This is a genomic window from Flavobacterium sp. LK-23 (assembly GCF_058135255.1).
Window position 1 is genome coordinate 28879 of the sequence record NZ_JBYUVT010000019.1, and the last position, 13884, is coordinate 42762.

The window sequence follows — 13884 nt, forward strand, 5'->3', positions numbered from 1 at the left end:
TTTTTTAAAACCGGCTGGACTTTTTTATTTTGCAATACTTACTTTTACAGTTCTAAAATAAATTTATGTTATTCCTTATATTAAGTATTCTTTGCAGTGTTATTGTTGGTGTTATATTTAAGATTTCTAGAAAATACAATGCTAATCCGTCACAGATTATTTCGTTCAATTACATCGCTGCGATAACGCTTTGTTATTTTACTTTTACGCCAGATCTAAATGCGTTAGACAATAATGCACCATTAGAAATTTACACTTCTGTTGGAATTTTGCTTCCGATCTTATTTTTATTCTTGGCACTTTCGATAAAATTTATGGGGATTGCGAAAACAGATGCAGCCCAAAGATTGTCCTTATTTATTCCGATTTTGGCAGCTTGGTTGCTATTTAATGAAGGATTTAATACTTATAAGGTTATTGGAGTTTTAATTGGTTTTGCGGCACTTTTATTCATTTTAAAAAAGCCCTCAAGCCATACAGAAAACAAATGGATTTATCCAGCTGCAGTTTTGTTTGGTTTTGGAATTATTGATATTCTTTTTAAGAAAATAGCTTTATATACGGTCGTTCCTTATACCACATCGTTATTCTTTGTTTTTCTAATTGCTTTTGCTGTTTCTATTTTAATCGTATTGTATAAGCTGTTTGTAACCAAAGAAAATTTTGTTTTAAAAAGTATTCCTTTTGGGATATTAGTTGGCGTTTTCAACTTCGGAAATATATTATTCTACTTAAAAGCGCACAAAGCATTTGCAGAAAATCCATCAACAGTTTTTGCTGGGATGAATATGGGCGTAATTATTTTAGGAACTCTTATTGGTGCTTTTTTCTTCAAAGAAAAATTATCTAAAATCAATATTTTAGGTCTAGTTTTGGCATTGGTCGCTGTCATTTTTATTGTTTTGTCGCAATTAAAGTAATTTTTTTTAAGCGGTAACCCTTTTATTTTCAATTGATTTAATGTTTAAATTTTAATTAATTAAAATAAACTCGACTAATTCTATAGAATTTATAAATATATTTTTGTAGCTTTGTCTCAACAATGAAAAACTATAGCCGAAATATTATGACGTCTTTTCCATGCAGCTTTGCGATGTGCTGTATGATGAATCACGTTTTGAAATGGCGTTAATAGAGAAAGTACTTGTTAGTTATTTTTTTTTTTTAGCCTTTCATTGCACCATGAAAGGCTTTTTTTTGAATCATTAAAAATCAAGATATGAGAACCAACAGAAATATGAAAATTTTGATGCGCCGTTGCCTGATAAAAATTCCGTGTTGCATTTAGTTTGAAGATTAAAAGAGAAAGTAAATCTTCTTATCAAAGAAGATTATAAACATAAAAAGTAACCCAAACCTAAAAACTATATATTATGAGTTCAGAAATTATAAAACATAATCCGTTTCAATCCATGATTGATCGCTTTAATATCGCTGCTGATATTTTAAAATTGGATGATTCTATCAAACAAAAATTGCAGCGCCCAGAAAAACAAATCACAGTAAATTTTTCTATTACTTTAGATAATGGAAACGTTCAGAACTTCGAAGGATACCGTGTAATTCACAACACCGCTTTAGGGCCTTCAAAAGGCGGAATTCGTTACGACACCGCTGTAAATCTGGACGAAGTAAAAGCACTTGCCGCCTGGATGACCTGGAAATCTGCTGTAACTGGAATTCCATTTGGTGGAGCAAAAGGCGGCATTATTTGCGATCCGAGAAAGCATTCTAAAACAGAATTAGAAAAAATTACAAGAGCTTATACCAAAACTTTGGCTGATATTTTCGGACCAGAGAAAGATGTTCCTGCACCAGATATGGGGACAGGACCAGACGAAATGGGCTGGCTAATGGATGAGTTTTCACTGTTGCATGGAAGACCAATTCATGCGGTTGTAACAGGAAAACATCTTCATTCTGGCGGATCTTTAGGCAGAGTAGAAGCAACAGGAAGAGGAGTAAGCATTATTACGCTTCTAGCACTTGAGAAACTAAAAATAAGACCAGCAAGAGCTACTGCTGCGATTCAAGGATTTGGAAACGTTGGTTTGCATTCTGCGTTATTTCTGCATGAAAAAGGAGTGAAAGTTGTGGCGGTAAGTGATGTTTCAGAAGCATTTTATAATCCAAACGGGATTAATATTCCAGAACTGATTTTATACTATAACTTAAATAATAAAACCATAAAAGGCTATCCAAATTCGGTTGCCATAAAACATGAAGATTTATTGCTTCTAGATGTAGATGTATTGATTCCTGCGGCAAAAGAAGATGTTATTACGAAGCATAATGCAGGAGAGATTCAAGCCAGAATTATTGTTGAAGGTGCCAATGGACCCGTTTCTTCAGATGCAGATCAGATTCTGCATGATAAAAATATATTAGTTGTTCCTGATATTTTGGCCAATGCGGGCGGTGTTACCGTTTCTTATTTTGAGTGGCTTCAGAATTCGCTTTTGGAGTCATGGAGAATCCATCAGATAAACAAACGTTTGGAGGATATTTTAGAAAAAGGTTTTGATACTGTTTTTAGAGTTGCAGTAAAACATAGTGTAACGCCTCGTATTGCGGCTTATATAATCGCTTTGAAAAAAGTGGCCGAAACGCAGTCAGTTAAAGAAGTTGCCTTGGAAGCGCCTTTATTTAAACAGAATTAAAAATCAGGTTTACTTCGTAAAAGATCATTTTCGTTAATTACGTTTTTAGCGCTCTTAAAAACGTAATTGATGGAAGTGTCTTTTTCGTTTGAACTATTAATTATAATATTTATAATCGAAAAGTATCAAATAAATGAAAAATATCAATTTTCTAGCATTTGCCATGCCGGCCTTTTTTCTTTTTTTGTTTTTGGAATATAAGCTTGCTCAACGCAGAAAAAAGCCTGAAATTTTTAACTATGAAAGTTCTGTTTCCAATATCTCCATCGGAATTGCAGAGCGTTTGATTAACTTATTTGTTGCAGCCAGTTTTTATCAGCTGTATTATTTAATTTATGATGATTATAGACTTTTTGATATTCCGAGTAATGCCTTGGTTTGGTTTGCCCTTATTCTTGCCACCGATTTTGTCTGGTATTGGTATCATCGCTTAGGACATGAAGTCAATTTTTTCTGGGCAGCGCATATTGTACATCATCACAGCGAAGAGTTTAATTTTACTGCGGCAGCAAGAATTACTACTTTTCAGGCTATAATTCGAACGGGATTTTGGTGCGTTTTGCCATTTGTTGGTTTTCATCCCAGTATGGTGATTACCATGCTTATTGTTCATGGCGCTTATTCTTTCTTTACCCATACACAGCTTATTGGCAAAATAAAATGGTTGGAATATGTTTTTGTAACCCCTTCTGTTCATGGAGTTCATCATGCTTCTGACGAAAAGTATTTAGACAAAAATTACGGTGATATGTTCACCTTTTGGGATCGCCTTTTTGGAACTTTCCAAACCGAAGAGGAAAAACCCAAATATGGATTGACGCATCCGCTAAAAAGCTATAGTTTCTTGTGGCAGCATTTTCATTATTACTTCGAAATTTACGAATTATGGAAACGCTCCAGCGGATTCAAAGCGAGATGGAATGCTGTTTTTGGAAGCCCAGCCGATATGGATCAGGATATTCGTCCCATTCTGGAAAAGCGCTTTCTGCAGGATAAAGCAGCTCCGAATCAGAGACTTCGATTTAAAAATTATCTTTATATACAATTAGGAATCTGTACTTTGATTCTAACGGTCTTTACCTATTATTTTGATTATTTAGAATTGTATGATAAAGTATTTGTGCTTTCTTTAGTAATCATCACTTTAATCAATTGTGGTGCATTGTTAGAACAGCGAAAATGGATTTACTATCTAGAATATACTCGTCTGGCGATGATTTCGACTTACTTTTTATATGAAGAAGGTTTGCTGGTATTTTTCTTTGTTCCAATTGCTGTAATGATTTTTGCAGAGCAATTGTTTTCATTGAGTAGGATTTATCAGAATACAATTTTGCAGTTGGAATCTGCAGAATAATTTTTTTTCTGCCACGAATTCACGAAATTTTTTTATTATCTATTCGTGTAATTATTGTGCAAAAATTTCACGTATCATTTTCAATAAAAATTCGTGAATTCGTGGCTAAAAAAAACTTAGCATCTCAGCACCTTAGATCGTCTTAATCTCCATAATCTTCTGCTCAAAAGTATCTTTAAAATCAGATTTGCTTTTAATTCTGGTTTTGTACGTATAAATTGTAGCTACAGAAAGTTCTAAGAATTCTGCCATTTGACTGCTGTCTTGAATACCCAATCTATACAAAGCAAAAATTCGCAATTCGGTATTTAAAAGCTCACCTTTTTTGACAATGCATTTATGATCGTTTGGGAATAAATTATTGAAATCGGTTACAAATGTCGGAAACAATTTCAAGAAGATTTCGTCAAACTGATGAAACAGATTTTCGCGCTCTTCCTTTACGTTATAACGCTTTAAACTAGCAATAACTTCATCGGTTTTTTTGGTAATGATTTTATGCAGCGTACTTTTCTGAATATGGTCTATTTTATTAATGAAAGCCGAAGTTGCTTTAATAAAATACGTAATGTATTCTTCTTTAATAGCATTGGCCTCACTTAAACTTACATTCATTTCCTGCAATTGCAAGTAAGAATCGGCCATGATTTTTCTTGCTTTGTTCTTTTCTTTTAATTGTTTGAAAATGATGCCGAGGAAAACGAAAATGATAACGGTAAGAATCGTCAAGAGAATGATAATCTTCTCCAGTTTATCATTTTTATCCTTTACATTATTCAGCTGCGCTTTTTCTATAATTGGTAAAATAGACGAAATCTCAATTTTTCTATGTCTTGCATTATAAAAAGTAGCATCATCCATTGCAATATTGATGTATTCGTTTGCTTTATCCAAATAGCCCATTTTAAAAAGTTCATTGGCCAAATTTCGTAGCGCAACGGTTTCTTTAGTAGCATTTTTAACATCGGCAATTGCGGCAAGAGCTAAATATTGAATCGCTTTTTTTGTATAACCCCGTTCAGAATAAATATAGCCAAGACTTGAAGTGGCGATTCCGTAATAATCAGGAGGCAGATTGTAGTTGTTGATCCAATAACTGAAAGCAAATTCGGCCCCGCGCCAGTCTTGCTGTTTCAATCGTTTTAAACTTTCTGCAGCCCAATATTCATTCGTATTGGTTCCTATTAATTCTAGAGCTTTTTTTAAGAAATGATTTCCTTGCTGTACATAATGAATATTAAAACGCTGATCACGGTTATAATCGGCTAAATCATAATAAGCACGGGCTTTAATGTTATAGTATTCAAATTTATTTCTTTGATCCAGTTTAGTATCGTCAATAACATTTAGCGTGTCAATCGCTTCTTTAAAAAGCCCAGAAGATAAAAGCACAAAACCTTCCTTGATTCTACTTTTAGATAAATACTTGGGATCTTTTAGGATTTTGGCTTTGATTTTAGATTGCTCTAAATAGTAATAGGCAGAGTCATATTTAAAAGATTTGTATTCATCAAACAAAGACATATAACAATTGTACAATTCTTCATTATTCTGACTAAGCGTAAACTTAGATACATTTTTCTTTAAAGCTTCTATTTTTCGATATTTCTGTTTCAGGTAAATCTCTTTTTTCAAGAGTACCTGATCTAATTCTTCTAAATAAGGATTCGTCTCTTTCGCAGTAAGAGAAAAACCTCCTAAGAAGAAAAGCAGCATCAATATTCTTTGCATGATTGGGTTTTGGTTTAGGGAAAAGTGAGTTGATAGATATAGTTAGTTAATTCGATTTAAAATTAAGAATAAGTTGGAGATTAAGCTAGACCTGTTTTTTAAGAATCTTGTAAAATGTTTAATAACATAGCTTTAAAAGGTAATTTTCGGACTGAAAATAAGCTGTAAATGTTAAAAACAGGTAATTTATTTGCAATTATACAATAAAAACTGGTTATATATATGCATAGTGAAAAAAATACGCTGATTATTTTACATATTGTCATTTTTACCATATAAAAACGGCTTATTTTTATCTAAACAGCGTCTTGATTTTTTACTTTCGCTTAAATAGTTAAACGTTTGATTATTAGTTTTTTATTTGTTTTTATGTTGGAATTTCATCTTGATTTTTTTCAGATTTTTTTTTTAGGATTTATTTAACGTCTAGTTTCGCTGTATCCTTTTGAAGGGGATAACAAACTAACGAAAACCAAAAATTTATGAAATGTAAAAGTCTTTATTGGCTAGCTTTTATGATGTGTTTATTTGCTATTGGATGCGATAACACAGATGACGGAAGCTACGTAGAACCGATTACCCTTTATGAAAAAGTAAATGGAAATTGGGGATTAACAAATCTGAAAATGGTTGATGAAGTTGCGAAAGCAAATAAGATCGAACCAAACGAAGAAAACTTGAGCACTTATTTCAACTACGAAGATTTTAAAATCAAATTTAACGTAGATGGAAATAACAATCCTACAAGTTATGAAGTAACGGGAGATGTTCCTCCTTTATTTGCTCCTAAGGGGTATTGGGCACTTAGCTCAGCGTTTCAATCTACTACTGGTGTTGGAACAAAAATCTATCTGTATAGCGACGCACAGAAAACGCAAAAAACAGATGAACTTAGATTGATTTCAGTTCCAGGTAAAAGCAAAGAAATGCAGATTCAATTGGCGCATTCTTCTGGTGGTGTAGATTTCGTGTCTTATGTGTTTAAATTAAATGCTATTAATTAAAAAGTAATATGAAAAAGTTTATATATACAATTTTACTTGCCCTGTTGATGGCTCCTAATTTTATTCAGGCACAAGAAGCTGCTGGAGCTGTAGGGGCAATATCATCATTTCCTGTTGTTTACAAGTATGATGAACAAGTTACTTGGTATTTTGATATGTCGGCATCGACATTTGCTGAAACAGAAGATTTGTACATCTGGATCTGGTCTCCATCTGAACCAGATGCTGGACATTGGGAAAATTCTTCGGACTTTGCAAAACTGAAATATGAAGGAAATAGAATCTGGAGTTTTACGCTAACTCCAACACTTTATTTTTCTAAAACTCCAGAAGAAATAGCGAAGAGTGATGGATTCTGGTTTCGCTTGAAAAACAAAAACGGATCTAAACAAAGTGATGTTGCCAATGTGGCTTATATTGATTTTTCGTCTTTCTATACTTCGGGTGAATTATTTAGATCATATCCATCAAAACCATTAATCGATAAACCGGTAAGTATTGTTTTTAATGCAAATCTTAATCCTGCATTTGCTGGCACTCCAAGTGTACATATGCATGGTGGTTTGAATGACTGGGCTATTCAGCAAATGTATGAAGCTGCAAAACCAGAAATTGCCGAAAAAACAAAATTAAAAGATTTAGGTAACGGTTTTTATAAAATGGATTTTGTTCCTAAGCAGTATTTCAATGCTCCAGATGATTTTGTAATGGAAAAGATAAATTTTCTGATGGTAGCAGAGAATTGGACAGCAAATTCTGGAGATCAGGTTATTTACGCAGGAGAATTTGTTCCGCCGCCACCGCCAAGTTTTGCTTTCTTTCCATCGCAAATCAGTCAAAAAGATTTTCTTGGAATGTCTAGAAAAAATAATGAAGCAGGTGTAAACAAATTAATCTACACGATTACAGCTGGTACAAAAACAATTTCGGGTGAGTTTACTGGAGGAACTGCAGAAATTAAAGGTTTTGTCAATCTGGTTTCAGAACTTAATGGAGTTCCGAGCTTAAGCGAGATCCATGTTTTGGTAAAAGACAATAAAGACAAAACGATTTCGGATACGACCATTCCGCTAAAAACTTTAGATAAATAATCACTATTAAATTAAAACACCAATTCTAATGAATAGTAAAAATACAAAAAGCGTCCTGCATCAAATGTGGACTGCTAAGGCAGCGGTATTGATGATTTTTATGCTTTTTCTTACTGCCAATTCTTTCGCGCAGACGAAAAAGATATCAGGAACTGTTTATGACAATACAGGGAATGTATTGCCAGGAGCTTCTATCATTGAAGTAGGAACTAAAAACGGAACTACAACAGATTTTGATGGTAAATTTAGCCTTAATGTAGCCGTAGGAAGTGCAATCGAAGTTTCGTTTATCGGCTCGACGACACAAAAAGTTCAGATTACAGCCAATACTTCTAATTACGAAGTGCGCCTGCAAAATGACGGATATGCATTGGCAGAAGTGCAAGTAGTTTCTGTAGGTTACGGAAAAGTGAAAAAATCAGATTTGACTGGAGCAATTTCTACAGTTGGAGCAGATGAATTGCTAAAAGGAACTATTGGTTCTACAGAGCAGGTTTTGCAAGGAAAAGTGGCGGGATTAAGCATTATTCGTCCTTCTGGAGATCCAGCTGCAGCTTCTACAATTCGTCTTCGTGGAGGAACTTCTTTAACAGCAAGTAACAGTCCGTTAATTGTGGTAGATGGTATTGCGGGAGTTGATATTAACGTCGTTCAACCTTCAGATATTAAATCGGTTGATGTTCTTAAAGATGCTTCGGCAACAGCAATTTACGGTTCTCGTGGAGCAAATGGAGTAATCATGATTACTACAAAATCTGGAACAAAGGGTGTTTCTGTTGTTTATAATGGACAAACGGGTATCGGTTATGTAAATAATAACTTAGATCTTCTTTCGGCAAATCAGTGGAGAGGATATGTACGCCAGAATCAAATTGCAGATGCAGTAGATTATGGTGGAAGTACAAACTGGCAAAAAGCAATCGAGCAGACTTCGATTTCTCAATCGCATACGTTAAGCATCAATTCTGGTAAAGCAGACAGCGGTTTTAGAACTTCACTTTCGTACTTAAATAATGAAGGAGTTATTAAAAAATCTGGATTGGAAAGATTAAGCGGTAATGTTAGCGCTTACCAATTTCTTGGAGACAACAAAGAAGTGAAATTTGATATGGGATTATTTGCAAACATTGACAAATGGCACCCAATAGATTACAGAATTTTTGAAAGAGCTTATAACTTAAATCCAACGATTCCTGTTTACGATTCAGAAGGAAATTTCAGTGCAGTAGTAGGAAATATTTATCAGAATCCGGTTGAGATTTTAACAAACAGAACTTTTGATAATGAAAGACACAGACTTTTAGGGTACTTTAAAACAGATGTGAAATTCTTGAACGACTTTACTGCTACAGCAAATATTTCGTTAGAGCACAATGCAGTAAAAGCGGGTACTTACAAACCATCTTATGCGGTTATGGAAGGACAGACAGAAGGCGGTTTTGCACAAAGAACTTATGCAGAATATACAAATGCACAAGGAGAGCTTTATGTAAATTACAGCAAAGTTATAGACAAACATAACATTGGCGCTTTGGCTGGATATTCTTATCTAGAAAATATCTATCAAGGTTTTGGAGCACAAAGAGGTGGTTTTGTTACAGATGCTTTTAGTTATAATAATTTAGGTGCGGGTTACAACTATCGTTTAACCGACGTGTATTCATACAAAGGAAAATCAAATTTAGTATCTTTTTATGCTCGTGCTAATTACGGTTACGATGGTAAATATTTATTGACAGCGACAGTAAGACGTGATGGATCGAGCCGTTTTGGAGAAAACAATAAGTGGGGAACTTTCCCATCTGCTTCTGCAGCTTGGAGAATTTCTAACGAAGAATTTATGGAATCTTCAAAAGGTTGGTTAGACAATTTAAAATTGAGAGTGGGTTATGGAGTTACTGGAAATCAAGATGGAATTGGAGAGTATAAATCACTTTCTATTTTAGGAGTTGGAAGCGATAGTTACTACGATCCGGTTACTAAAACTTGGAGTTTGGCTTATTCTCCAAAACAAAACCCCAATCCTGATTTGAAATGGGAATCTACAGAGCAAATTAACGTTGGTTTTGATTTCGGACTTTTCAATAGAATTACAGGATCTTTTGAATATTATTCTAAAAAAACAAAAGATTTATTATACACTTACGAAGTGCCTCAGCCGCCTTATTTAGTAGGAACAATGTTGGCTAACGTGGGTGAAATGTCAAACAAAGGGGTAGAGTTAACTTTGAATGCAGACATCATTAGAGGAGATAAATTCAACTGGAATGCTAATTTGACACTTGGACATAACGTTCAGAAAATTGAAAAACTTTCTAACCCAACCTATAAAACAGACGTGATCTACAGCGGATCTCTTCATGGTTTGGCAGGGATGTCTGGACAATATTCTCAAATTATTGCAGAAGGATATCCAGTTGGAACTTTCTGGGGATTCAAAAATGCTGGTTTAGATGCCGATGGGAAAATTCAATACTACAATGCTGCGAATGAAGTAGTCGCTGAAAGTGCTTTGGTTGATGCTGATAAAAGAGATCTAGGAAATATTCAGCCAGATTTAACTTTAGGTATCGGAATGAATTTTACTTACGGAAACTTTGATCTTGGATTTTCTGGATACGGAATGTTTGGACAAAAAGCATTAAATGCGACCAACATGATGTTAAACGATCCGAACAGATTACCAGCTTTTAATGTGCCAGATTCTTTCTTAAGCAGCGGTATTACTTCGTCTCCAAAATATTCTGATTACTGGATCGAAGATGCTTCTTTCTTCAGACTTCAGACATTGACTTTTGGTTATACTTTACCATTGAAATACAAAAAATCTAAATTTAGAATGTATGTAATGGGCGAAAACTTATTTGTAATCACAGGCTACAAAGGTGTAGATCCAGAGATTGGTTTAAATGCTCAGGACGGAATTAATCAGACTGGAGTAATGGATCAAACTGGTTTGGCAGCTCCTGGAATTGACAGATACAATAATTATCCTCGACCAACTACAATTTCTGTTGGATTAAATTTTACGCTGAATAACTAAGCGAATTGATAACCATAAAATATTAACAATGAAAATCAAAATAACAGCAGCAATACTTTTAAGCATGCTTTTTACGGTATCCTGTACTGATTTGGACGAACAGTTGTATGATCAGGTAGAAGATGGAAATTTCGGAAATACAACCAAAGAGATTGATGCGTTGGTAGGTGGAGCTTATTCTTCGTTAAGAGGATTCTCTGATGCAATCTCAAATAATTTTCCAACTTGTGAGTATGTTTTCTTTTTGAATGAAGTAGTTTCAGATGAAGCAACAATTCCGACAAGAGGAACAAACTGGTACGATGGCGGACAATATCAAGACGCGCAAAAGCATACTTGGAAATCAGATAACAGAATGATTCTTTCGGCTTGGCGTTACAATTATACTGGAATTGCTAAGATTAATGCAATCATTTATCAAATCGATAAATCATCTCTTAGTGATAAATCAAAAGAGCCAATTTATGCAGAATTAAAAGCGCTTAGAGCCTATTACTACTACAATCTTTTAGATTTATTCGGAAATGTGCCAATTGTAACCGATTTTGAAGATACCGCTCTTCCAACCAATTCAACACGAAAAGAGGTGTATGATTTTGTTGAAAAAGAATTGACAGACGCTATTCCGCATTTAAATCCAAATGCGGTGTATTCTAAAATGACTAGAAATGTAGCCTATTCTATTTTGGCTAGATTGTATCTTAATTCAGAAGCGTTTATCGGTCAGCCACGTTGGCAAGATTGTATCAATATGTGCCAAAAGGTTACTGGATACAGTTTAACACCAGATTTCTTTTCGAATTTCGTGACAGAAAATCAAACTTCGACAGAAATTATTTTCGCTATTCCTTACGATTCCAAAGCTGGAACAGTTGGAAACTACATGAACTCAATGTCTTGTCATTATAATCAAAAATTAGCTATTTCTGCCATTCCAAACAATTATCCTTGGAGTGCAAACGGAATGTGTGCACAGCCTGGAGTTTATTCGGCATTTGCAGACACAGACAAGAGAAAAAAATGTATGCTAGAAGGCGATCAGATCAATCTTGCGACAGGAACTGTAATTATGATGGACAATGGAGAACCGCTTACTTATACAGAGAACCTAACAAGTTTGGAAGATGCAAAAGAAAATGAAGGAGTTCGTTTACATAAATATGAAATGAAAGCAGGAGAGCAATGGGAGCGTGATCACGATTTTGTATTAATTCGTTATGCAGAAATCTTAATGATGCAAGCAGAATGTTACGTTCGTCTAGGTTCGCCAGATTTAGCACGACCATTTGTACAGCAAGTAGCATCTCGTGCAGGCGAAGAATTGCCAGCAACCATTGACCTTGCATTTATAAATCAAGAATTGTTGAAAGAATTTACATTCGAAGGAAGAAGAAGAACAGACAATATTCGTTTTGGAACATTCTTCGAACCATGGTGGTCAAAAGGGACAACAGAGAAATACAGAGCAATTTTTCCAATTCCAAGTACTGTTTTAACCACAAACAAAAACCTTAAACAAAATCCTGGGTATCCAAATTAGGTTACTAGAATGTCAGTCTTCCATGTTGGTTAGTCGTGGAAGGCTGACATGTTTTTAAGAATTTACTAAAATTTTTCTGCCACAGATTAAAATGATTTTCACAGATTATTTTTTTATAAAAAATCCTTTTTAATCCTTTTAATCTGTGGCAAAAAAAAGTAATCATGAGTTCTAAATAAATATTATCTCAATATGAAAAGATATATCACATCGTTGGTTTTTGGTTTGATGAGCATTGCCATGGTTGCCGGTTGCAGCAGCGATGATAAAGGCTCAGACAAACCTGTAGAACCAGAGAAAACAGACCCTGTTGCGATTGAGAAAACCAACAGCACTAAAATTTATATGCATTACATGCCGTGGTTTGAAACCAACGAAAGTAGTGCCGATAAAAAATGGGGATATCATTGGACAATGGCCAATAAAAATCCGAACAACGTAGGAGCAAACGGAAGAAGAGAAATTGCATCGTACTATTATCCGCTGATTGGTCCTTATCACTCAGGCGATAAAAATGTGATCGAAAATCATTTATTATTGATGAAATATTCAGGAATTGATGGAATTCTTATTGATTGGTACGGCACTTACGATGTAAACGATTACGGAATGATCAAAGAGAATACAGATCAATTAATCGAAATGCTTGATAAAGTAGGTTTAGAATATGCTATTGTATACGAAGACCGATTTTTGACCAATGTGGTTAATGCAGGAAAAGCAATTTCGGTAACCGGTGCAGCAAAAACAGATTTGGCTTATGTAGAGAAGAATTATTTTTCTGATGCCAATTATATCAAGATTAATGGTAAACCGCTGTTAATGAATTTTGGACCAATTGTGCTACAGACCCCCGCTGAATGGACAAATGTCTTTAATACTTTAACCGTAAAACCCACTTTCTTGACACTTTGGGATCACTCTTCAATGGCAGGAGAAAATGCTTCTGGCGAATATGCATGGGTATACAAAGACAATAGTTACTTAACTAATTTTTACACCAATACCAAACCAAAATTGGGTGTTGCAATGGGTAGCGCTTATCCTGGTTTTAAAGATTTTTACGCTCAAGGCGGAGGAGGTGCAGCAATTGGATGGACGATCGAACATAACAATGGAGCGACACTTGAGGAAACTTTGACTTTGGCAAAAAATGCAAATATAAATTACCTGCAGCTGATTACGTGGAACGATTTCGGAGAAGGAACCATGATTGAGCCAACAGTTGAATTTGGCTATTCGTTTATCGAAAAAATAAAAACTTTCTCTGGAGTAAAAAATACAGAAAGCGTATTTCCAGATATTAGCAAATTGTATGATTTACGCGTACAGAAAAAAGGAAATGTCGAAATCCAGAAAAAACTCGACCAAGCGTTTAATTATTTTGTTTCGATGCAGCCAGCAAAAGCAAAACAAGTAATAAGCGAAATAAAATAGAGCTGTAATTAATACAATTTA

General features: G+C 34.5%; 9 protein-coding genes. 8 read left to right on the plus strand and 1 reads right to left on the minus strand.

What is annotated here, in order from left to right; all coding sequences use genetic code 11:
- The first annotated feature begins 65 nt into the window (after positions 1 to 65).
- From AC3Y25_RS20575 to AC3Y25_RS20585, 3 genes are all read left to right on the plus strand, one after another.
- Positions 66 to 920, plus strand: a complete 855-nt coding sequence (locus AC3Y25_RS20575; RefSeq protein ID WP_427874353.1) for an EamA family transporter — start codon at positions 66 to 68, stop codon at positions 918 to 920.
- A gap of 453 nt (positions 921 to 1373) precedes the next feature.
- Positions 1374 to 2660: a Glu/Leu/Phe/Val family dehydrogenase gene (locus AC3Y25_RS20580; RefSeq protein WP_172426956.1), complete on the plus strand. Its 1287-nt coding sequence runs from the start codon at positions 1374 to 1376 to the stop codon at positions 2658 to 2660.
- A gap of 133 nt (positions 2661 to 2793) precedes the next feature.
- Positions 2794 to 4017, plus strand: coding sequence for a sterol desaturase family protein (locus tag AC3Y25_RS20585; RefSeq protein ID WP_250836526.1), 1224 nt, complete (start codon positions 2794 to 2796; stop codon positions 4015 to 4017).
- Between the two features lie 132 nt (positions 4018 to 4149).
- Here AC3Y25_RS20585 and susR read toward each other — a convergent pair whose 3' ends face one another.
- Positions 4150 to 5748 (minus strand): SusR family glycan utilization regulator, encoded by a 1599-nt coding sequence (susR, locus tag AC3Y25_RS20590; protein WP_489904018.1) that lies wholly within the window; start codon positions 5746 to 5748, stop codon positions 4150 to 4152.
- A gap of 482 nt (positions 5749 to 6230) precedes the next feature.
- On the opposite strand from susR, the gene AC3Y25_RS20595 reads away from it, so the two are divergent.
- The 5 genes from AC3Y25_RS20595 to AC3Y25_RS20615 all read left to right on the plus strand — a co-directional run bounded on the left by AC3Y25_RS20595 (position 6231) and on the right by AC3Y25_RS20615 (position 13863).
- Positions 6231 to 6752 (plus strand): DUF5004 domain-containing protein, encoded by a 522-nt coding sequence (locus tag AC3Y25_RS20595; RefSeq protein WP_095931634.1) that lies wholly within the window; start codon positions 6231 to 6233, stop codon positions 6750 to 6752.
- A gap of 8 nt (positions 6753 to 6760) precedes the next feature.
- Complete coding sequence (locus AC3Y25_RS20600; RefSeq protein WP_489904019.1) at positions 6761 to 7843, plus strand: hypothetical protein; 1083 nt, start codon at positions 6761 to 6763, stop codon at positions 7841 to 7843.
- 28 nt (positions 7844 to 7871) lie between these two features.
- Entirely contained in the window at positions 7872 to 10886 is a 3015-nt protein-coding gene (locus AC3Y25_RS20605; RefSeq protein WP_489904020.1) for a SusC/RagA family TonB-linked outer membrane protein, read from the plus strand.
- Positions 10887 to 10914: 28 nt separating this feature from the next.
- The gene (locus AC3Y25_RS20610) at positions 10915 to 12426 is read left to right on the plus strand and encodes a RagB/SusD family nutrient uptake outer membrane protein (protein WP_095931631.1); all 1512 of its coding nucleotides are present in this window, start codon (positions 10915 to 10917) and stop codon (positions 12424 to 12426) included.
- A 192-nt stretch (positions 12427 to 12618) separates the two neighbouring features.
- Complete coding sequence (locus AC3Y25_RS20615) at positions 12619 to 13863, plus strand: glycoside hydrolase family 99 protein (protein ID WP_489904021.1); 1245 nt, start codon at positions 12619 to 12621, stop codon at positions 13861 to 13863.
- Positions 13864 to 13884: the final 21 nt, after the last annotated feature.